Annotated in this window: 20 protein-coding genes and 1 other RNA gene; 10 read left to right on the top strand and 11 right to left on the bottom strand. The window is 55.8% G+C overall.

The annotated features are described in order from the left end of the window. The first annotated feature begins 9 nt into the window (after positions 1-9). Entirely contained in the window at positions 10-3,453 is a 3,444-nt protein-coding gene (locus tag N879_RS07050; protein ID WP_022983262.1) for a hybrid sensor histidine kinase/response regulator, read from the top strand. On the opposite strand, the gene N879_RS07045 is transcribed toward N879_RS07050, so the two are convergent. From N879_RS07045 to sstT, 7 genes are all read right to left on the bottom strand, one after another. Then, positions 3,440-4,102 carry a response regulator transcription factor gene (locus tag N879_RS07045; RefSeq protein WP_009456278.1) on the bottom strand — a complete coding sequence of 221 codons (663 nt, stop codon included), beginning with the start codon at positions 4,100-4,102 and terminating at the stop codon, positions 3,440-3,442. The two genes, N879_RS07050 and N879_RS07045, sit on opposite strands and share 14 nt — an antisense overlap. Before the next feature lie 131 nt (positions 4,103-4,233). Next, positions 4,234-5,898 carry a cation/acetate symporter ActP gene (gene actP, locus N879_RS07040; protein ID WP_009456279.1) on the bottom strand — a complete coding sequence of 555 codons (1,665 nt, stop codon included), beginning with the start codon at positions 5,896-5,898 and terminating at the stop codon, positions 4,234-4,236. After that, positions 5,895-6,206, bottom strand: coding sequence for a DUF485 domain-containing protein (locus tag N879_RS07035; RefSeq protein ID WP_009456280.1), 312 nt, complete (start codon positions 6,204-6,206; stop codon positions 5,895-5,897). Before N879_RS07035 ends, actP begins: the two co-directional genes overlap by 4 nt. Positions 6,207-6,492: 286 nt before the next feature. Next, positions 6,493-7,341 carry a MurR/RpiR family transcriptional regulator gene (locus tag N879_RS07030; RefSeq protein WP_009456282.1) on the bottom strand — a complete coding sequence of 283 codons (849 nt, stop codon included), beginning with the start codon at positions 7,339-7,341 and terminating at the stop codon, positions 6,493-6,495. A gap of 194 nt (positions 7,342-7,535) precedes the next feature. Further along, complete coding sequence (locus N879_RS07025; protein ID WP_009456284.1) at positions 7,536-8,039, bottom strand: nucleoside 2-deoxyribosyltransferase; 504 nt, start codon at positions 8,037-8,039, stop codon at positions 7,536-7,538. 333 nt (positions 8,040-8,372) lie between these two features. Next, entirely contained in the window at positions 8,373-9,005 is a 633-nt protein-coding gene (locus N879_RS07020; RefSeq protein ID WP_031232457.1) for a LysE family translocator, read from the bottom strand. A 158-nt stretch (positions 9,006-9,163) separates the two neighbouring features. After that, entirely contained in the window at positions 9,164-10,390 is a 1,227-nt protein-coding gene (gene sstT, locus N879_RS07015) for a serine/threonine transporter SstT (RefSeq protein ID WP_009456287.1), read from the bottom strand. Between the two features lie 144 nt (positions 10,391-10,534). Between sstT and ssrA the strand changes: the two genes are divergently transcribed. Further along, positions 10,535-10,896: a transfer-messenger RNA gene (gene ssrA, locus N879_RS20035) on the top strand. Between the two features lie 116 nt (positions 10,897-11,012). Then, the gene (locus tag N879_RS07010; RefSeq protein WP_009456288.1) at positions 11,013-11,636 is read left to right on the top strand and encodes a glutathione S-transferase family protein; all 624 of its coding nucleotides are present in this window, start codon (positions 11,013-11,015) and stop codon (positions 11,634-11,636) included. 86 nt (positions 11,637-11,722) lie between these two features. Here N879_RS07010 and N879_RS07005 read toward each other — a convergent pair whose 3' ends face one another. Beyond that, positions 11,723-12,376: an FMN-binding negative transcriptional regulator gene (locus N879_RS07005; RefSeq protein WP_022983260.1), complete on the bottom strand. Its 654-nt coding sequence runs from the start codon at positions 12,374-12,376 to the stop codon at positions 11,723-11,725. 105 nt (positions 12,377-12,481) lie between these two features. On the opposite strand from N879_RS07005, the gene pdxR reads away from it, so the two are divergent. Next, the gene (gene pdxR, locus N879_RS07000; RefSeq protein WP_009456289.1) at positions 12,482-13,990 is read left to right on the top strand and encodes a MocR-like pyridoxine biosynthesis transcription factor PdxR; all 1,509 of its coding nucleotides are present in this window, start codon (positions 12,482-12,484) and stop codon (positions 13,988-13,990) included. A 112-nt stretch (positions 13,991-14,102) separates the two neighbouring features. Here the strand turns inward: pdxR and N879_RS06995 are convergent, their stop codons facing one another. After that, positions 14,103-15,002, bottom strand: coding sequence for a LysR family transcriptional regulator ArgP (locus N879_RS06995; protein WP_022983259.1), 900 nt, complete (start codon positions 15,000-15,002; stop codon positions 14,103-14,105). A 110-nt stretch (positions 15,003-15,112) separates the two neighbouring features. Between N879_RS06995 and N879_RS06990 the strand changes: the two genes are divergently transcribed. From N879_RS06990 to N879_RS06980, 3 genes are all read left to right on the top strand, one after another. Next, complete coding sequence (locus N879_RS06990; protein ID WP_009456290.1) at positions 15,113-15,730, top strand: LysE/ArgO family amino acid transporter; 618 nt, start codon at positions 15,113-15,115, stop codon at positions 15,728-15,730. 203 nt (positions 15,731-15,933) lie between these two features. Continuing rightward, positions 15,934-16,425: a RidA family protein gene (locus N879_RS06985; protein ID WP_009456291.1), complete on the top strand. Its 492-nt coding sequence runs from the start codon at positions 15,934-15,936 to the stop codon at positions 16,423-16,425. Positions 16,426-16,458: 33 nt separating this feature from the next. After that, complete coding sequence (locus N879_RS06980; RefSeq protein ID WP_009456292.1) at positions 16,459-16,962, top strand: GNAT family N-acetyltransferase; 504 nt, start codon at positions 16,459-16,461, stop codon at positions 16,960-16,962. Positions 16,963-17,061: 99 nt separating this feature from the next. On the opposite strand, the gene N879_RS06975 is transcribed toward N879_RS06980, so the two are convergent. Further along, on the bottom strand, positions 17,062-18,804 hold the full coding sequence (locus tag N879_RS06975; RefSeq protein ID WP_022983257.1) for an ABC-F family ATP-binding cassette domain-containing protein: 1,743 nt from the start codon (positions 18,802-18,804) through the stop codon (positions 17,062-17,064). Between the two features lie 730 nt (positions 18,805-19,534). On the opposite strand from N879_RS06975, the gene N879_RS06970 reads away from it, so the two are divergent. Together N879_RS06970 and N879_RS06965 are read left to right on the top strand one after the other, a co-directional pair. After that, positions 19,535-19,990: a MaoC family dehydratase gene (locus N879_RS06970; RefSeq protein ID WP_009456299.1), complete on the top strand. Its 456-nt coding sequence runs from the start codon at positions 19,535-19,537 to the stop codon at positions 19,988-19,990. Further along, positions 19,991-20,578 (top strand): TetR/AcrR family transcriptional regulator, encoded by a 588-nt coding sequence (locus tag N879_RS06965; protein ID WP_022983256.1) that lies wholly within the window; start codon positions 19,991-19,993, stop codon positions 20,576-20,578. 40 nt (positions 20,579-20,618) lie between these two features. Here N879_RS06965 and N879_RS06960 read toward each other — a convergent pair whose 3' ends face one another. After that, a complete protein-coding gene (locus N879_RS06960) occupies positions 20,619-21,020 on the bottom strand; it encodes a RidA family protein (RefSeq protein WP_022983255.1) in 402 nt (133 codons plus the stop codon). A gap of 142 nt (positions 21,021-21,162) precedes the next feature. On the opposite strand from N879_RS06960, the gene N879_RS06955 reads away from it, so the two are divergent. Next, on the top strand, positions 21,163-21,587 hold a 425-nt coding region (locus N879_RS06955; RefSeq protein WP_022983254.1), incomplete at its 3' end, for a LysR family transcriptional regulator.

Genomic DNA, 21,587 nt, shown 5'->3' with positions numbered 1-21,587 from the left:
ACAGTGCAGATGACGCCAGCTTGGGTGGTGTTGGCCTCGTTGATTTACGCCGCAATTTTGTTCGCCATTGCCTGGTTCGGGGACAGGAATCCTTTGTATACCCAGCGCCCCTGGTTGCGACCTACGGTCTACAGCCTTGCCTTGGCTGTGTACTGTTCGTCGTGGACGTTTTACGGCGCGGTCGGGTCGGCGGTGCGCTATGGCATTGGCTTTCTGCCTATTTATCTTGGCCCCATGCTGATGCTGCTGTTTGGCTGGCGGATTATTGAACGCCTGGCGCTGGTGGCTCAATCCCAGAACACGGTTTCCATTGCGGACTTCATGGCCAGTCGTTATGGGCGCTCGCAGCGCTTGGCGGCCATGGTGGCGGGGATTGCCGTGGTGGCGGCCGTGCCGTATCTGGCCCTGCAATACAAGGCGGTGGCCTTGAGTTTGAGTGTGCTGGCCGGGACCGAGTTTCACGCCGGGCTGTTTGGTGATCCGGCCTTGTATGTCGCGATTTTGATGGCCTTGTTTTCTATTCTGTTTGGAACACGCCAGGTGGACGCGACCGAGCATAGACCGGGTTTGATGCTGGCCGTGGCCTTTGAGTCCGTGGTGAAACTGGTGGCCTTGGTGGCGGTTGGCCTGTTCGCCTTTCGCTGGTTTGGCAAGACTGAACTGAATATGGTGGGGGCCGTCAGCACACTGTTCGAGAACAGTCCGCCGGTGGGTTTTGTCGGTCAAACCTTGCTGGCCTTTGCCGCGATTATTTGTTTGCCCCGTCAGTTCCATGTGGCCATTGTGGAATGTGGGGACGTGGTGGATATACGGCGGGCGCGCTGGTTGTTTGGGGCGTATCTGCTGGTGGTCAGCGTCATGGTCTTGCCTATTGCCGCGGCAGGAGTCAGCCTGTTTGGCGTCGGGGGCGAGGGCGTGGCACCGGACAGTTTTGTGCTGGCCTTGCCCCTGTCGCAAAACCAGGTTGGCTTGGCCTTGATGGTTTACATAGGCGGTTTTTCGGCTGCAACTGGCATGGTCATTGTGACCAGTGTGGCGCTCTCAACCATGGTCAGTAATGACTTGGTGATGCCTTTGTTGCTGCGTCGTGGCTGGGCGCAGTATCAGCAAAGTACGGTGGCTTCCACAGTGCTATGGATACGCCGTGTCGCCATCATGGCGCTGGCGGGTGTGGCTTACGGCTATTACATGCTCAGTGGCAGCGATACGACCCTGGCCGCTTATGGGCTGATGGCTTTTGTGGCGGTTGCGCAGTTTGGGCCGGGCTTGATTGGTGGTTTGTATTGGCGCGGTGCCAGTCGACAGGGCGTAGAGGCCGGACTGCTATTGGGCTTTGCCATCTGGGTCTATACCTTGCTTTTGCCGACGCTGACCGAGGTGGGCTGGCTGGCGGATGATTGGTTGTATCACGGGCCATTTGGCCTGTCCTGGCTGCGCCCTTATCAACTTTTTGGCGTAGAGGGCTGGGACCCGCTGACACATGGCACTTTCTGGTCCCTGCTGTGCAATATCAGCGCCTTTTTGTGGGTGTCCTGGCGCCGGCGTCCGGGCTTGGGAGAGCGCTTGCGGGCCGAACCGTTTCTTAATCCTTATGCGGAGCGGCAGACCTTGGCGGCCCGTCATTCTTATGGGGATTTGTCGGTCCAGGATTTGCTGCTTTTGGCAGAGCGTATCGTTGGTAAAAAAATGGCGAAGCGGGCTTTTGAAACGCAGGCCAGACAGGCCAAGCAATCGCTGGAGCCTGGTTTGCGGGCGGATAGTTCCTGGGTGCATTTCACGGAGCTATTGCTGGCAGCTGCGGTGGGGGCCGCGTCCGCGCGCCTGGTGCTGACCAGCGCCTTGCGTGGTTCGGGCATGGAGGTGGCTGCCATCATGGCCGTGCTGGATGAGGCGGGGCAGGAACTGCGTTTCAATCGGGATATTTTGCTGGCCACCCTGGAGAACATTGATCAGGGTGTCAGTGTGGTGGATGCGGACATGCGGCTGGTCGCCTGGAACCAGCGCTATCAGCAGTTATTCGATTACCCGCCCAGCATGTTGTACGTGGGGAGGTCCGTGGCGGATCTGATTCGCTTTAATGCCGAGCGGGGCAAGGTCGATGGCGTGGAAAGCATAGGGGTGGAACAAGCCATAGAACGTCGTATTCAGTTCATGCGCGAAGGCTCTTCCTATGTGACTCAGCGTATGTTGAATGACAAGCAGGTGATCGAGCTGCGGGGGCGGCCTTTGCCGGGCGGCGGTTATGTCACCAGCTATAGCGATATCACGCACTACAAGCGCGTGGAGCGCGAGCTGCGGGAGATGAACGACAGCCTGGAGCAGCGTGTCGCGGTGCGTACGCAGGAGGCGGAAAAAGCCCAGGAGTCTCGTACCCGATTCCTGACGGCCGTCAGCCACGATGTGCTGCAACCGATTAACGCGGCACGTCTGTTTGCGTCGGCCTTGCGCGATACGCATGACCTGGCGGAGATGCCCAATCTGGCCGAGCGAGTCGATACCTCTTTGCGTACGGCGGAGGAGTTGCTGGAAGGCCTGCTGGATATTTCCCGTCTGGATGCCGGAGCCTTGAAGCCGGATCTGGGCGTGATCAATGTGCAGCATCTGCTGCAGCATTTGGCAGACCAATACGCTCCTATGGCTGCACGACGTGGTATCCAGTTGCGGATTCATGCTCGACCTTTGCAGGTGTATAGCGACCATCGTCTGTTGCGGCGCGTGCTGCAGAATTTCCTGGCCAATGCCTTGCGCTACACCCAGGAAGGACGAGTGGTGTTTGGCGTGCGTGTCCGGGGCGAGGAGCTGGAGTTTCAGGTCTGGGACTCAGGCCAGGGTATCCCGCCACATCATATTCAGCAGATTTATGCGGAGTTTCATCGCTATGAACAAGCCTTCGATTGGGATGGCCGTGGCCTGGGCTTGGGCCTGTCCATTTGCCAACGTATTGCGGTCTTGTTGGGGCATACGCTGGATGTGCGATCCGAAGTGGGGCGTGGCAGCATGTTCTCCATTCGCGTTCCTTTGAGTGACGCTACGCAGGCCAGCAGTCAGCAAAATAACGAGTCCAGCAAGCCTGCCGATGGCTTGCCTTTAACAGGCTTGCGTGTGCTGTGTCTGGATAACGATCTGGATATTATTGCGGGTATGGAAGTGCTGCTGGGGCGTTGGGGAGCACAAATTATCACCGCCAATACGGTAGATAGCGCTTTGGAGAAAATTGCCTTGAGTCCCGATGTCTTGCTGGTGGATTATCACTTGCATGATAGGCTGGACGGCTTGCAGGCACTGCAACTATTGCGTTTGCATCTGCCTCATGCGCAAGGCGCTTTGTTGACGGCGGATGGTAGCGACGAGCTGAAAGCAGCGGCTCGACAATATGGTTATCTGGTGCTGACCAAGCCGGTAAAGCCCGCTTCGCTGCGAGCTTTTCTGACCGCGCAAATTAAAACGTATTAGCGTCCTGGGATTCGTCCTGGTTCAGGCCAAGATGACTGGCCATCAAGACGGCCTGAGTACGATTGGAAGCACCCAGCTTGCGCAGGATGGCCGTCATGTGTGCCTTGATGGTGGCTTCCGAGACATTCAGTTCGTAGGCAATTTGCTTGTTCAGTTGCCCGGTGCTGAGCATTTGCAGAACGCGAAATTGTTGCGGTGTCAGCTCGCGCAATTTCGCCGCGACCTCCCGTTCGTCCAGGCTGATGCCCGGAGAGGAAGAGCCGATTTCCGGCAACCAGGTGCCACCATCCAGAACCACCTGCAGGGCTACGCCCAGCGTCTGTGCATCAATGGATTTTGGGATGAAGCCCATGGCTCCGTGATCCATGGCGCGGCGCATGAAGCGGGCCTCTTCATGGGCGGTGACCAGAATGATGGGCAGGGATGGGTAGGTCGCGCGTAAATGGACTAAAGCGCTGAAACCGATTGCCCCTGGAATATCCAGATCCAGCAAGAGCAGATCGGCGTCAGGATGGTCGTCGACCAGGGGATACAAATTGGAGATACGATCCGCTTCGTAGATGGCCGTGCCGGGAAACAGGCTGGCGACGACGCCTCGTAACGCCTCACGAAACAGGGGGTGATCGTCAGCAATGAGCAGTTCATTCATGTGGGGATTATGCCATGTTCAAGTATCTGTAATGGTGCCTGCCAGGATGAGCTGCCTATCAGTAAAAACAGGGCACCGAAATGCCCTGTTCTTGTTCCTGCGTGCTGATTACATCAGCATGAAAAGTGTGTTTAGTGAGCGCTGGCGCTGGCAGCACCAATGCCGGTTTGACTGCGTACGGTCAGAGCCTCGAAGGCTTCGCGTTCCTTGGCAGCGCGGGCACTGTTGTCCAGGGTTGAGAACAGCCAGATCGAGAAGAAAGCCAGCGGAATGGACAGGATGCCAGGGTTAGGGAAGGGGGTGATGGGCTCGGCAAAACCGAAGACATCCACCCACACGGTGCTACTCAAGACCACCCACACCGTGGCGGTGACCAGGCCCAGAAAACCGCCAATGGTGGCACCACGCGTGGTGCAGCCACGCCAGGCAATCGACAGCACCAGGACCGGGAAGTTGGCACTGGCTGCAATGGCAAAGGCAAGGCCCACCATGAAGGCGACGTTCTGGTTTTCAAAGATAATGCCCAGCAAAATCGCCAGCACGCCCAACACCACTGTGGAGATACGCGAAATGCGCATCTGGTCTTTCTCGGTGGCGCGGCCTTTGGCAATGACGTTGGCGTACAGGTCATGAGAAATGGCGGCGGCACCGGCCAAGGCCAAGCCTGCAACCACGGCCACAATCGTGGCGAAGGTAACTGCTGCCAGGAAGCCCAGCAACAGGTTGCCGCCTACCGCATTGGCCAGGTGCACCGCCACCATATTGGTGCCGCCAATCAGGTTGGTCAGCATATTGAAAGAGCCGTCCGGACCCGTCTGGAAGTACTCGGGATGCTTGACCAGCAAGGCAATCGCACCGAAACCGATGATGAAGGTCAGCAGGTAGAAGTAGCCAATAAAGCTGCTGGCGTAGATCACGGATTTGCGGGCTTCCTTGGCGTCCGCCACGGTGAAGAAGCGCATCAGGATATGGGGCAGACCTGCGGTACCGAAGGCCAGCGCGATACCTAGCGACAGCACGTTCAGCGGGTTGCTGCTGACGGCAGCGCCGGGCTCAAGAATGGCGTGTCCGGTGGGGTGTGTTTCCACGGCGGCGGCCAGCATGGCATCGACATCCCAATAGAACGCGGCCAAAACCAGAACAGTCATCAAGGTAGCACCGACCAGCATCAGCACGGCTTTGATGATTTGTACCCAAGTGGTGGCCGTCATGCCGCCAAAGGTGACGTAAATCATCATCAGCGAACCCACAATCACCACGGCCACGTTGTAGTCCAGACCAAACAACAGCACGATCAGCTTGCCAGCACCGACCATTTGCGCGATCAGGTACAGGGCAATGATCAGAAGCGAGGCACTGGCCGCCAGAATCCGCATGGGGTTTTGCGACAGGCGAAACGAGGTGACGTCGGCAAAGTTGTAGCGGCCCAGATTGCGCAGGCGCTCTGCAATCAGGAACATCACAACCGGCCAACCGAACATGAAGCCGATGGCGTAAATCATGCCGTCGAAACCGCTGACGTACACCATGCCCGCAATCCCCAGGAAAGAAGCGGCGGACAGATAGTCCCCGGCAATTGCCAGGCCGTTTTGAAAGCCGGTCAAACCGCCACCGGCGGTGTAAAAGTCGGACGTGGTGCGTGTGCGGCGTGCCGCCCACCAGGTGATGCCCATAGTCCCGGCAATAAAGATCAGGAACATGACAATGGCGGAGGTATTGGCCTGGCCGGGGGAGGCCGCCATGGCATTGCCGCTGGCCAGACTGAACAGGCCCAGGCTCAGAAGTAGTCTCTTCATGTCACGTCCTTCATGATTTGAGCCAGCAAGGGGTCATACACCTTATTGGAAATGTAGACGAAGGTGGACACCAGGACGACGGCGCTAATCAGCACAATGGCGGCGCTAAGCACGCCAATGGTCATGGTCATGGAGCCGACAGAGCGGCTGAAAAGTTCGGGGTCAAAGGCCAGGGTCAAGATAAAACCGGCGTACACAATCACGGTCAAGCCGAAAAAAATCAGGCTCATGCGGTTGCGTCTTCTAAGCAGTTCTTGATAGGCAGGGTGCTGAGTTACTGCCGTCACGACAGTATTGGCTGAGCTCATTCTTATGTCTCCTTATGGGGTTTGATGATTCTTGGCATCGAGGCTCTCTAAACACGGCGTGTACAGAGAGTTGGCGCTTGAGGGCGCTCTGTGTACAGCATGTATAGAACGAATCAACTTTTCCCAACAGGCGACTTTGGTCGTAGATGAGGGAGGAGAAGGCTCTGATTTTGGAGCCTTGGTTTAGCTGGGCGGGGCAAATGATGCAGGAGACGCACTGGCACAAGAGCTGGTCTCTTTTGCTCTGAGTGGCTTGCAGAGCTTGAAAAGGGTGTTTTTTGTTAGTTCAAAACAGCGCGTCAGCGGTGGCCAGTTCTTGTTCTGATTCATCACGGCGATCAGCGCCACGTACTTTCAGTATTTCGGACAGCAGCAGATGAGACAGGCTGGCAACGGCCACCGAATTATCAGGCAGCGCTTCAGGCCCAGGCTGGCAGGGCAGGGACCAGCGGCTCTTGGGCCGCTCTTTGTAATCCTGGTCGGTGATCAGCACGATGTCCGCACAGCGTGTTTCCAGGCGTCCGATCAGCTCCGGCATTTGGCTGGGGCGTGGATGCAAATCAAAAACAATCACGACATCCTGGTGCTGGAGGTCGGCCAAGTAGTCTGAGACGGTTTGCCCCGCTCCGGGGATAAGCCGTACGCCCGGCATGAGTTTGGACAAATGCCAGTAAAAATGCCCGGCCAGAAAGTAGTTTGCCCGCAAACCCACCAGCCAAACCTGCCGCGCACGGCTGATGGCTTGACTGGCTTCCTGCAGAACAGAATGGGACAGATGCCGATAGGTATTGCCCAGTTTGCTATAGCTTTCCTGCAAGTGTGAGTGCAAGGCGGCCTCGCCCGGAGATAGCGGCTGGTGGACCGAGGTGAAGGAGTCATCCGTTCTTTCCGTGCGAATCTGCTTGCGTGCCGCTTCGTAGTTGGCGTATTCCAGACGACGGATCAGACGTGTGACAGTGGCATTGGAAACTTGGGCCAGACTGGCGAGTTCCGAGGCGTTGTAGCTGGATAAATCACCCGAGAAATCCAGTGTGAATTGGGCCAGACGTCGTTCGGAAGCGGGGAGATCACTAAGAATGGCGCGTACACGATCAAGAAAAGAGATGTTGCTGGTGTCTGGCATGGTGCGGGGCATAGCCCTGTTTTTTTGATTCAGGAAAAGCGGGTGCGGCGGGGAACCAATTGTGGTTCCTGTGTTCGGGCAGGGAGTTTCAAGTCCACATCATACCTGAGTACAAGATGCGTTTAATGTCCCTGAAAACCGTTTAATTTTGACTCTGTTTGACTGCTTGTGATTGATTAATCAGCAGTATTTTTTCCGAAAATGAATTAGCCAATAGCTTTGAAATAATCCTGTGCGGCGATCAGGGCATCTGTAAAGGAACCGTGTACAAACTCCGTGCTGATCGCCACCATCAAGTTCGAGGGCAGGCCAAAGTCTTCGATCAGCGCACCATTGCGATCACGCCAGATCTGGCTGGCCGGGTCCAGCACAACTGGGCTGTAGTGCTCGCGGACGGTGTCCAGAACGGTATCGGCGGTAGAGCGGTAGGTAAAAACAGGCAGGCCCTGGGCTACGGCGTAACCGATTTCAAAAGCGGTGCCGGTATCAATCTCTGCGCCTCGAAAGGGCGTGATATTGGCCAGAACCGCATCGGCTTGGTCCAGCAGACGAATATTGTGGTGGTAGATAGCCGAGGCCTCGATCTCTTCCTGATCAACGGGATGCAAGGGCTTGAAGCCGAAGTCTCGTACCAATTGCTTGTGCAGCTTGGCACGCTCGGTGGCATCGCTGAAAAACACATCAGGACCCGCTAAATAGATACGCTTCATCTTGGCTCCTTGTTGATTCGGGGTGAAGGGAAATCGTGCCGGTTCAGGCTGGGCTGCTGGCCGCTGGGGCAAACCGGAGTTTGTGAGACATGGCTGTTCTGAACCCGTAGCAGGCTATTCGTGGTGGCCATCTGAATGATGATATACGATCCCATCAGCCTGAACATGGCGCTGGGTGAAAGGACCTGGCACGGGTTTGCGGTTTGTCGTTTGGCGTGTTGCTCTAGCGTCACGGATGGTGAGGTGCAGTCTTGTCGTAGACAAGACTGGCTTGCAGCACATAAGAAAAAGGGACCGATTCAGGTCCCTTGTTTTCCTTGGCGGTTGCGATCTTCAGTTGGAATTACCGCGTCGATACAGACTTAGCGCAATACCCAGACCTGCCAGCATGCCAGCACAAGCCCGGTTCAACCAACGCATAGCCTTGCCGGAAAGCAGCCGCATGGCGTGATGGCCACCCACGGCATAGACAGTCATTAAAGCCATATCAATCAGGGCTGTGACCAAGGCCAGTGTGATGTACTGAACGGCAATCGCTTCTTCCGGACGAATGAATTGCGGCAAAAATGCAGAGAAGAACAGCAGCGCTTTAGGGTTGGACAGGGCAACCAGCAAAGATCGCAGAAAAGCCGCGCGACCCGTCCGAACTTTTTCCGTGGGGGTGCCTGTCTGGATAGAGCTGACCGGAGCGTGCCAGAGACCATAGGCCAGATAGAGCAGATACGCCGCACCTATCCATTTCACCACTGTGAAAAGCTGCTCGGAGGCAAGCAGCAGCGCGCCCAGTCCACAGCCGACGGCAGCAATCAGAATCAGGTCCGAGAGCGCCGCACCCGCAATACCGCATGCTGCGATCCGTTTGCCGCCATGTGCACCATTGTTCAAGGCAAGCAGCATGGTGGGGCCCGGCATGATAGTGACGGCCGATACTGCAACGATATACAGAGAAAGGCTGGCTAAATCCACGAAGATTCCTTGGTAAGAGTCTGATTGCAGAAGCATTGAGTGCCTGCACACTCAAGCATGGCGGCGGGTACTTGGGCTGAGGCAATCAGGCGTTGCTTGATCGGCCTACAAAAAAGGCCAGCCTGAATGGCTGGCCCCTTGTGCGTCAAGATATCAAATCAGGCACGGCCTGGTTCGAGTGTTGCCGCAGCGGTAAACAGCACGTCGGTCGAGGAGTTCAAGGCCGTTTCTACCGAGTCTTGTACCACTCCAATCACAAAGCCAACGCCAACCACTTGCATGGCGACATCGTTGGAAATACCGAACATATTGCATGCTAGTGGAATCAGCAGCAAAGAGCCACCAGCAACGCCCGATGCACCGCAAGCGGCAATGGTAGCCACCAGGCTCAGCAGCAGGGCGGTAGGCAGGTCAGCCGGGATTTCCAGTGTGTGCACCGCAGCCAGCGTCAGGACGGTAATCGTAACGGCAGCACCGGCCATATTGATGGTGGCACCCAGTGGAATTGAAACCGAGTAGGTGTCCTTATGCAGGCCCAGGCGCTCGCACAAAGCCATGTTCACAGGGATGTTGGCCGCAGAACTGCGGGTGAAAAAGGCTGTGATACCGCTTTCACGCAGGCAGGTGAATACCAGCGGGTAGGGGTTGCGACGAAGCTTGGCAAACACGATCAAGGGGTTGACGACCAGAGCCACCACCAGCATGCAGCCTACCAGCACAATCAGCAGCAGTCCGTATTGGCGCAGCGCATCAAAGCCGGACTCGGCAATGGTGACGGCTACCAGACCAAAAATACCTAGCGGCGCAAAGCGAATGACCAGGCGCACCAAGGACGACACGGCATTGGCCATATCGGTCAGCAGGTCGCGAGAACCTTGCGAGCCGTGTTTCAGCGCCAGACCCAGAGCAATAGCCCAGGCCAAAATGCCCATGTAGTTGGCATTGAGCAAGGCATCAACCGGGTTCACCACAATGCTGGTCAGCAGATCCAGCAATACCTCAACGATATTGCCAGGAGGGTTCAAGGTGGCATCGGCCAGATCCAGCTTGAGCTTGACGGGGAAGGCGAAGCTGGCGATCACGGCAATCAGTGCAGCCAGGAAGGTGCCCAGCACGTACAAGAGCAAAATAGGACCCATGCGGGTGGAGGACTGGGCTTTTTGGTTGGCAATGGAAGACATCACCAGAACAAACACCAGAATCGGCGCAACCGACTTCAAGGCAGAGACAAATAATTGGCCCAGCAGGGCGATCGAGTGCGCGGCATCGGGAGCAAAGCGTCCCAGCAAAATACCGGCGATCAAACCGATCACAATTTGAGTAACAAGACTGCCGTGCAGGATAAAGCCTAATGGGCCTCTGGCTTGGTTGGCGGGATGGGCCATGAAAAGCGACTCCAAACAAATGGGTAGGCGTGAAGTACGTGAAAAACGCTCTGGCGAGGACTCAGCCAGAGCGCGGAAGAGGGTTATTCTAGCACCAGGAGCTATACATTTTGTAGCCGATGTGATATGGTTGCTAATCCACATGGGGTCGACATGGCTTCGACGTGGGTCAAGAAGCAGATCAGGGCGTGTCGAGCACCAGTACGCTCGTAAATCCACTGGAAAACTACAAACGCCAACGACGAGCGTTTCGCTCTAGCCGCTTAAGGCTGGGCCACTGCACTAATTTGTCTTTGGGTTAGGTAGGGCAACCTACAGCAGTGTTATTTACAAAGAATCGAATCGGCCTGCGCCACGAAGTCCGGTTCTAAAACTTAGTGGATCGCCAAGGAAAGGCCTGTCAATTGGCACAGTCCAAGGTTAAAACTTAAAATTAATTGACTACACATGTAGAACTGTCTGTGGACGGCTTGCGGACGGGGGTTCAATTCCCCCCGACTCCACCAAGATATCCCAAGAAACCCAACAGCTTAACGGCTGTTGGGTTTTTTGTTTTCTGCTTGCCCAACAAGGCTTCAGCGTCATAATGATCCCTTCGTTTTATGGACAAAAGGAGATCGACATGTCTCGTTGGGTGTTCTATTCCGCGCCAGGGACCTGCGCGCTTGCAACTCATATTGCACTGCATGAAGCAGGGGCTGACTTTGATGTGGTCAAGCTGGATTTTGGTGCGAATCAACAGCAAAGCCCGGAGTTTCTGCGCGTCAATCCCAAGGGGCGTGTGCCGGCACTGGTGACAGAGCAGGGGGCTTTGACGGAAACTCCGGCTTTGCTGGCTTTTGTGGCGCAGAGCTTTCCGGATGCCAAGCTGGCGCCTGTGAATGATCCTTTTGGATTCGCCCGTATGCAGGAGCTGCATAGCTATCTGGCGTCCACGGTGCATGTGGCCCACGCACATAAGCGCCGTGGTTCCCGTTGGGCAGATGATCCAGCGGCCGAAGAAGCCATGCGCGCCAAGGTGCCGCAAAACATGACGGTTTGTGCGGCTTATCTGGAATCCTTGATTGTGGGTCCCTGGGTGTTGGGCGAGCAGTTCAGCGTAGCTGATGCTTATCTGTACACAGTAGGTGGTTGGCTGGAGGGGGATGCAGTCGATATGAGCCAATTTCCCAAACTAAGTGCTTATCTGGAGCGGGTAGGGGCGCGTGAAGCTGTGCGCAAGGCTGTTGCCGAGGCGGCTGCTTGAGTGAAGCCGTCACCCTTGCGGGCATTGGCTTCACTCAGCACATAAAAAATAGACGCAAGGATATTTATTGCTGGGGAACAGGTGATCTACGCTTTGTTCTCCTGCTCCCGTTTGTCTACTGCCACCGCCTGCATCGCACAGCCAATGAAATGATCTCCCTGGCTGATTAATGCTGCTGATGCCGCCTCCACATCCCGAGCCTCCTTATTCTGGCTCAGCTTGGCTTTGCCGATCAGCCGAGTGATCTCAATTTCAATTCCGACAATGGCTTTCAGCATGGCGTCGATATAGTCCTTAGGGCCATCTGTCATCTTCCAGGGTACGGGCTGGCTGGCTTCGTGGATGCGGGTCAAACGTGCCACGGCCCCGCGCACATAGCGTTCTTCATCGCGTATTCTTGCTCGCCCATAGGCGTGTGCCACGATGTAGTTCCAGGACGGAACTTGCTTGTGTGTTTCCAATTTGCTTGGGAACCACTGTGGGGAGATGTAGGCGTCTCCTGCACGGAATATCACCATCACTTCGTCACCGTTTTCCAGGTCTTGCCAGACGGGATTGTTTCTGGCGACGTGGCAGTGCAGTACTCCTTGTGCACCTTCCTGGGGATGCAGCATGAAGGGCAGGTGATTCGCGCTTAGTCCGCTTTTGCCATGGGCGACCAGAATGCCCAGTGGATGCTGGGCGATCAGCTCGTGCAGTGATTCAGGGCGGGATTCATTGAAGTGAGCGGGGATATACATCGTTGTCTTTCTTGGCTTGGGGTTCAGGGGTGATGTGTCTATTATTGGTCTATTCTGGATCATTGATCTGTACCAGTTTGGCGCTATTTTTATGGACCACAATTCATGTCTCGTACTGCTCATAATCCAAAGATTCCTTCCCTTGGCGAACTGGACCGAAGTGCAGGGGGCCTGGGCCGTCAGTTGGCGCAGAAGTTGCGCGAAGCAGTAAAAAACGGTGCGCTCAAGCCGGGTGAGTCCTTGCCCTCCACACGAGCCTTGGCAGCGTCTTTGGGTGTCGCCCGTGGCACGGTCGTAGAGGCTTTCGAGCAACTGATTGCCGAAGGCTTTCTGGAGTCCTCGCCGGGCGTGGGCACTTACATCGCTCACTCGCTGGCCAATCCCGAAACAAGGCCGAAGAAGCGCAGGACGGCATCGCTGCCTGCCCAGCCTGCACCACTTGCCGCCCAGCCATTCAATACGGTTGCGGCTCAATTTCAGCCTTTACCCTCTGCCCCGTTTGCCGTGTCGATCCCCTTGGGTGCCGCTGCGCCAGGCCCCATCTGGCGACGTTTGGGGAATCGCTTGCGAGCCCATGGTCAGGGCGCGCCGGGTGGTTATGGGGACCCTCAAGGCGCCTTGCCTTTACGAGAGGCTATTGCAGAGTACGTGCGTCGGTCACGCTCGGTGCGTTGTGAGGCGGAGCAGGTCATTGTGACGACGGGTACTCAGCAAGGCTTGTTTCTGGCTTGTCTGGTGTTGATGGGCAGGCAGGATTTTGCCTGGATAGAGAACCCCGCCTATCCCGGCATTACCGCGATCTTGAATACGATAGGTTCGCCGGAACGAATGGTTCGTGTACCTGTGGATGAAGAGGGGCTGGATGTGGCTGCGGGCATACGTTTGCAAGCAGATGCGCGGCTTGCCTTTGTCACTCCCTCGCATCAATATCCTTTGGGCATGCCCATGAGCATGGCGCGGCGCAATGCCTTGTTGGCCTGGGCACGCGATATGTCCGCCTGGATTGTCGAAGATGATTACGATAGCGAGTTCCGCTACAGTGGCCATCCCTTTCCTTCCCTGCAGGGTCTGGACCCGGAGCGGGTGATCTATCTGGGAACCTTCAGCAAGGTGTTGTTTCCCTCGCTGCGTCTGGGTTATGCGATTGTGCCGCCGCAGTTGGTCCAGGCTTTTTGCGGAGCGCGCGTTCTGCTGGATCGGCACCCGCCCAGTGCAGACCAGCATGTCTTGGCCAGCTTTATTTCAGAGGGGCATCTGGAGCGCCATATTCGGCGTATGCGCGGGATCTACACCCAATGTCGTAACCACCTTTTTGAGATTGTGCGCGAGGTTTTGCCCAGTGATTTGGCCAGCTTGCAGCCAAGCGATCAAGGCATGCATTCCGTCTTGTGGCTGACCTCGCCGGTTGATGATGTGGTGGTGGCGCAGCGAGCCATGAAGGAAGGCGTGGCAGTGCGTCCCGTCTCACCCATGTATCACGCTGGGCAGGGACCTTCGGGACTGATTCTGGGTTTGAGCGCATTCAGTCCCGAGCAAATGAGGGAAGCGGCGCAGAAGCTGGCGCGCATTATTTCTGAGCTTGCCCGACCTTCCAGAACCAAACGAAAGTCCTGAGTGCTGTTCTCGACAAGTCTGTGGCAAGAGTCGGCGTGAATCAGACTTCTGCCATCTTCCTGAAGTGGAAAACTTCACCCATTGTTTCCCCGTACGGGCCTCAAAGAGCTGTTCAAGAAGGCGCCGGCAGCAATGAGCTGCGGGTCGCTTCTTGAAGGGCCCTACCCATATTGCGCAAGGTGTCGGAGCGGATAGCCGCATGTTGCCAATACAAAGGCACATCCAGCCACAGGCCGGGGGCGACTAAAGCCAGCTCTTCGGCGGCCAGGGCATCGCTGACCATGGAGTCGGGTGCCAGACACCACCCCAGGCCCAAAGCCGCTGCTTTCACAAAGCCGGTGGAGGTGGGCAGGTAGTGGATGGGAGGGGCTACGGAGTCATTCGTGATTTGGCGTATAAAGCGCCACTGTAATTCGTCCTTGCGGTTAAAGACGATCATGGGGGCTTGAGCCAGGGATGCTGCGTCTATTCCCAATCCAAAATGGCGGGCCACAAACTCGGGAGAAGCAATGGCCTGATAGCGCATGATGCCCAAGGCCTGCACCTCGCAGCCTTGAAGGGGGGCAGGTTCGGCAGTGACCGCGCCCAGCACGGAGCCATTGCGTATCAATTCCAGTGTGTGGTCCTGATCATCCACGCGCACATCAAACAGATAGCCATATTCCTGACTTAGCCGGGACAAGGCTTTCAGAAACCAGGTGTCCAGCGAGTCACTATTGACCGCAATGGCGATAGGCCGTCGTGGGCCATTTTGCTCTGGCAGGAAGTCTGCGACGGCCTCGGCTTCCAGAACCTGCATGGGCCGTACACGACGCAGCAGCAACTCTCCCGCCGGTGTTGGACGACAAGGCGGCTGGCGCAGGACCAGCACTTGCCCCAGTCTGTCCTCCAGCGCTTTGATACGCTGCGAGATGGCTGAGGTGGTGATGTACAGCTTGCGCCCGGCTGCTTCAAAACTGCCTTCTTCCAGGACGGCCGTAAATGCTCGTAGTTGTGGGTGCAGCAGATCCATAATTGGCTTGTTTGATTAATTATTCTTAATTAAGTGAAGAATAATTAGCTTTTCTTAAACCGTAAATGACAGCACCATAACGCAGTTTTTCAATTCTGTGGATGGCTGGCATGTTCTTCTCTGTTGTTGCAACTGGCTTTCTGACGGGGGCGGGCCTGATCATGGCTATCGGCACTCAAAATGCCTTTGTGTTGCGACAGGGCTTGGAGCGCAGTCATGTGGGGCTGGTGGTGGCAATCTGCGCGCTGGCCGACATTGTCCTGATTCTGGGGGGCGTGGCTGGCATTGGTACGTTGGTACAGGAATGGCCTGGTTTGCTGCAAGTTCTGCGCTTTGGTGGCGCGGCTTTTCTGGCCTGGTATGGGCTGCTGGCCGCGCAGCGGGCCTGGACGGGTAAAGGAAGCCTGATGGCCGGGCAGGGGAGCGAGCGCAATCGACGCCGTATCTTGCTGACCTGTCTGGCGTTCACCTTTTTGAACCCCCACGTCTATCTGGATACGATGGTGCTGTTGGGCAGTCTGTCCACGCCTTATCCCGGTAACTTGCAGTGGGCATTTGCTTTGGGGGCCTGTGCGGCCAGTGCCAGCTGGTTTCTGGCCTTGGGCTATGGGGCGCGGTTGCTGCAACCTGTGTTTCGTCAGCCGTTGGCCTGGCGTGTACTGGATGGCAGCATCGCTGTTTTCATGCTGGCTTTGTGTGCTTTATTGCTGTTGAGGCCTTTGCATTAAGCCTTGGACTCCTTGGAGATTTTCTGTGGATGCGATTGCTGCCTGGATAACAGCCCGCTGCACAGACTACAGAAAGACAGTTTTTTTGAATCAAAAGATAACTGTCTGAACTTTAGAGCGGCTTTCTGAAATTAAATAGGCTTTAGGGAAGAGCTCGTACCTAATGAAGTCTTGGTTTTTGAACCTTCAATCAGGAGAAAACTATGAATGTCGTGAAGATGCTTGCCTCTGCTGCCTTGATCAGTAGCCTGGCTGCACCAGCGTTGGCGCAGGATGTGAAGCGCCATCCTATTCCCAATTCGGATTTCCCGATTCTGACGGCAGTGGAAGTGCCTGCCGGTAAAACCACGGTGTACTTGAGCGGTACCGTTCCCGCTGTGCGCGACAAGTCGGCTGATGCGGCCAGCACGGCAGCCTACGGCAATATGCAGCAGCAAACCGAATCCATCATGGAGCAGATCAAGGCTCAGTTGGAAGGGATGGGCATGTCGGTAGGGGACATTATCAAGATGCAGGCCTTCCTGGTTGCTCCGGAGGGTGGCAAGTTGGATTTTGACGGCTTCATGGCAGGCTATTCCAAGTACTTTGGAACCAAGGAGCAGCCAAATCTGCCTGTGCGATCAGCCATGGCGGTCCAGGCTCTGGTGAACCCAGGCTGGCTGGTCGAGCTGGAGGTGACGGCCGTGCGACCTTGATCGCCGCCAGATTTTTCTTGAAAAGGATGTGTTGTGATCTCTATTCGTCCGGTTCAGGCGCAGGAATGGCGTCTGTATCAAGCATTGCGTCTTGGCGCCTTGCGTGATTGTCCCGATGCATTTGGGAGTACCTATGCCGTGGAGTCCACACATCCTGAGCATTTCTGGCAGGAGCGGATTCAAGCTGCTTGTGCGTCCGAGACGGACCGCGTCTTGTTCGCTGAAAAAGAGGGGCAGGCTTGCGGCCTGGTCTGGTGCAAGTTGTCTGCCTCAGAGCCCGTTCTGGCCGATATTTATCAGATGTGGGTGGCGCCGTCGGCGCGAGGTTTGCGAGCGGGTTTTGCTCTGCTGGATACCGCAGTGCAATGGGCAAAAAGCAGGCAAGCAGCCTGTGTTCGCTTAGGCGTGACCCTGACGAATGAAGCAGCCGTCCGGCTGTATGAGAGTTACGGCTTTGTGCCCAGCGGAGAGCCCGAGCCTTTGCGTGAGGGTTCGTCCTTGATGTCGCAGACCTTGGTGCTGGATTTAGCAGACTGAAGCCCAGCAGATACAGACAGCCCCTTGTTGAATCTGATAACAAGGGGCTGTTTTTATGCCTTGCCGGATCTGTTGAGCAGACAAGGCATAAGGTCTGGATTAGTCCAGGTTCAAGGCTTGGCGCAGCTTGTGGATTTCCGCTTGCCAGACCTCTTGCAAGCCAGGCTTTTGATGCTTGGGCTTGCGTGCCAGATCAGCCTCCAGTTTGCTTTCCAGTTCAATCAGTTGTTCCAGCAATGTGTCGTCGCTGGAGGGGGCTGATTGAGCCCTTGTTGTGCTTCCTGTGCCCGGGCTGAGGATGGGTGAGGATTCCTCTGGCTGACCTGTCTGGACCAGAGCAGCATACAACTGCGTCAAGTCCTGCATTTCCGTCAAGGAACCCTCGTCCACCAGCCAGAAGCGATTGCAGCTTTTCTCCAGCAGCTCCCGGTCATGGGTGACCAGGATAAAACCGCCTTTGAATTCGCACAGTTCCTCTGCCAGTTCTTCCTTGCCGTCCAGGTCCAGGTGGTTGGTTGGCTCGTCCAGAAAGAGCAGATGATAGTTGGCCAGCGACAGGGCAATAAACATCAGCCGAGCACGCTCGCCACCACTCAAGCTATTCACTTTCTGTGCATGCCGCAGATAAGGAAAACCGGCACTGATCAGCGCCATTTTCCTGACATCGTCCGGTAAGGGCGAAAAGTCCTGCAAGGCATGCAGCAAGGTCTTGGAACCATCCAGTTGCTGTTGGTCCTGGTCGTAATAACCAATGCGGCATTGCGGGTGAAACTTCAGCCCGTCCATGTCCACCTCGTCCTGCCGGTATTGCCATAGCTGACGCAATAAAGAGGATTTACCGCAACCATTGCGACCGACCAATCCGATGTGATCCCCGCTGCGCACCTGCAGGCCATGGGCTTGAAAGAGAGCAGGCAGGTTCTGTGCCGGGCTGACGACCATATCTGCAATATCCAGTAGGCGATCTGCCTTCATGTCCAGGCCATGCAACTGCAAGGTCCAGGGTGTGCCATCCGTCAGATCGGTCTGGTTTTCGCGCAGTTTGGACAGGCGCTTTTCCATGCTTTGGGCTTTGCGGGAAAAGGTCTCGTTGTCGTAGACCTGTCCCCAGATAGCCAAGCGTTTTGCGCTTTGTTCGATGCGATCAATTTCCTTTTGCTCGCCTTGATGACGACGCAAATCCGCCTCGTCTCGATTGCGCAACGCTTCACGCGCAGCCGAGCAGGGTAGAGAGAAAAAAGACAGCGTACGATCGCGCAAAATAATGGTGCTGTTGCACACGCGATCCAGCAAGCGCTGGTCGTGAGAGACCAGCAAAAATGTGCCGCGCCAATTGCTTAGAAAGCTTTCCAGCCAAAGCAGGGAAGGCAGGTCCAGGTGGTTGCTGGGTTCGTCCAGCAAGAGCAGATCAGGCTGGGTAATCAAGGCCCGTGCCAGCAGCAGGCGAGTGTACTGCCCACCACTTAAGGCACTGACCCGGGTATGCCAGTCCTGTTCCTGAAAGCCCATCTCGCCAAGCAAGCTTTCTGCGCGCCAGGCATCCGTATCGTGCTGCTCTGCGGGCAGGGCAGCCAGTACGGCGCTCAGCAAACTCAAGGCGTGCAGATCCGCTGGCAGGTATTGCTCAACACGCGCCAGAATGCAGTGGTTTGCTAGTGAAATACTGCCTTGCCTGGGCGTCAGTTCGCCGCACAGCAGGCTGATTAAGGTGCTTTTGCCACAACCGTTGTGGCCTATAAGTCCAACTCGATCTCCGGCCTTGATAGTGAAGGCAATTTCTTTGAATAAAGGACCGGAAAGGGTTTCGTAAGAGAGTGAGTGGACTGACAGTAAAGTACTCATGACATGCTCAAGTTTTTTGGGTGCGCGGGTACAGCGCATCCTCGTCAATAGAAGCTGACGATAATTCTTGAGGCCTGAGTGAAGTCCTTCAGTAAGTTATTGCTTCGCTCAAGTCTAGATTATCGCGCTGCGAAATCGAAAACTTGAGCCGTTCTCTATACCAAAGAAGAGTGCATAAATGAATGTGCACATAGGTGTAGGATCTCCTCTTAATCAATGGGTTAGCCATGCTTGAAGCGGGTACAAAAGACTTGTTGAATCAACAAGCTTGTGGCCTCAGGGCAGGGTAAGGACTGGTTGTGCCTGGGAAAGAAAGACGGGCATGAAACACCGTTCGTTCCGACAAAACCGCAAGAGTGTGATTGTAATCAGGATGTAGAACGGTAGAAAACTCAGGCGTTGGTTTTTGGAGGGATGTGTAGCATTCAAGATGCATTGTCCCTGTAGTAGCAGGGGTGTGGCCTGACGGGTGTGCCACTGGATACTGTGCCTTCAACTGGCCGCAAGGAACTGATTTTTAGACTGTTTTTCGTTATTCAGGCACCTGCTTGCAAGCTTCTGGATGGTTTGTTCCGCAGTAAAAAAAGTAGAACTATTACCATTTTAAAAATAGAGTATGGCCATAATCTATCCTTGCTTTCCCAGGAAAGCTGTGCAAGGATAGCTGCCATCCATAATCTATTTACGCGGGCAGCGACGCGTACTCACACACTTTCTGGAGAGTATTCGGATGAGCCTTACAGCACCTGTCTATCTTGAGGATCTGGCCCTGGGAATGGAGTTTCGCAGCGCAGAACATGCTCTGGATGAAGCGCAAATTGTCAGCTTTGCCCGCCAGTTCGATCCGCAGCCTTTCCATCTGGATGCAGAGGCGGCCAAGGGCACGTTCTTTCAGGGGCTGGCCGCCAGTGGATGGCATACCGCCGCCATTACCATGAGGCTTTTGGTGGACAGCCTGGTATTCAGTCAGGGGATTATTGGTGCAGGTGGGCAAATCGATTGGCCACGGGCTACGCGCCCTGGCGATGTCTTGCATGTGCTCAGTAAAATCATCGACATTCAGCTCTCCCGCTCCAAAGCGGACAGGGGCATGGTGGTGGTGGAGTCTCACACCCTGAATCAGAACAATGAAGTGTGCCAGCGCCTGATTGCCAAGCTGATTGCCTTTCGTCGTCCGGAGGTTTGAATGGGGCGTGTCTCGCGTGAGCAGGCCGAACGCAACCGCGAGCGTGTGCTGGAGACGGCTTGCCGACTGTTTCGCAAACATGGAGTGGAAGGGGTCTCGATCGGGGACATCATGAAAGAGGCGGGCTTGACGGCAGGCGCTTTCTACAAGCAGTTTGTCTCCAAGGAGGCTTTGATTGACGAGGCCTCCCGATTTGCTTTTACCCAGTCTTCCGAATCCTGGGAGCGTATCAACCAGCGCTATGAACAGGACGCCGTGCAAGGGTTTCAAGCCTTGATGCGGCGATATTTCAAGCATCGCCCTCAAACCCAAAGCTGCCCGATCCTGGCCTTTTCTTCCCTGGCCAGCGGCCTGCCTGCGGATGCGCAGACCACGGCAATTTACAGCGAAGGCGTAGAGAGCTTGTTTGAGCAGTTTCGCGGCGTTGCCCTGCAAGCGTGTGCCGAGCAGACCGAAGAGCAAGTCATGCTCTTGTTTGCCGCCATGTTGGGGACAGGGATGATCAGTCGGGCCATGGGCGATACCGCGTTTACGCAAAGTATGCAGGCTGCGGTATTGGCCGCATTGCCTGGCAGTGAGTCCGATTAGCACGATTAGCCTATCGATAATGGCGACAAGAGCTTGCGTATCAGGCTTGTTCGGGCAGTTGTGCCACCACCTTGATTTCAAACTGAAAACCCGACAGCCAAGGCACCCCTACGCCTGTCAGTGCCGGGTAAGGCGCATCCCCCCAGTAGTCCGGCAGAACCTTCCACAGGGTTTCCAGATTGGCTTCCGGGTTCACCAAAAACAGCGTCACATCCAGCACATGAGCAAAGCTGCAACCTGCTGCGGCCAGCACGGTATTGAGGTTCTCAAAGGCCAGGCGTATTTGCTGTTCCAGGTCCGGCTCGGGTGAGCCGTCTTCGCGGCTGCCGACTTGGCCAGAAATAAACAAAAAGCCATTGGAACGAATCGCCGGTGAGTAGTGACCGCGCTCATACAAGGCTTGGCGTTCGGTGGGGAAGACGGCTTGGCGTAAGGTAGTCATCATGCTTTCCAGTGCCTGCTGGGCAGGTGAAGTTCATTGAGTTATGCACTGTAGGTCTTGTGCGTGGACAGATAAACGCTAGATGGCAGACAACACTATTTCTATAATCAAAACAATCACTGCAACCGATTGGAGACAATACGTGGACCGTTTCGAAGCGATGCATACCTTTGCCAAGGTGGTGGAAACGGGCAGCTTTACCAAGGCGGCCCAAGCTTTGCATCTGAGCCGAACCCGGGCCACGCATCTGGTGCAGCAATTGGAGGCACGCTTGCAGGTGAGCTTGCTGCATCGCACGACGCGCAAGGTCAGTGTGACCAGCGCTGGGGCACTTTATTTTGAGCGTGTGGTGCAATTGCTGGCCGATCTGGAAGACAGTGAGCGGGATCTGGCCCAAGCCTTGGCTTCGCCCAGTGGCCGCTTGCGGGTAGATGTGCCCAGCCCTTTAGCCAGCCGTGTGCTGGTGCCTGCCTTGCCGTCGTTCTACGCACGCTACCCGGATATTCAGCTGGATATGGGCGTAGGCGACAAGACGGTAGATCTGCTCGATGAAAGCATGGACTGTGT

Origin of the sequence: Alcaligenes sp. EGD-AK7, from assembly GCF_000465875.3 — a bacterium.
Classification (GTDB): Bacteria; Pseudomonadota; Gammaproteobacteria; order Burkholderiales; family Burkholderiaceae_B; genus Alcaligenes; species Alcaligenes phenolicus.
This window is presented reverse-complemented; position numbering and strand designations above follow the sequence as displayed.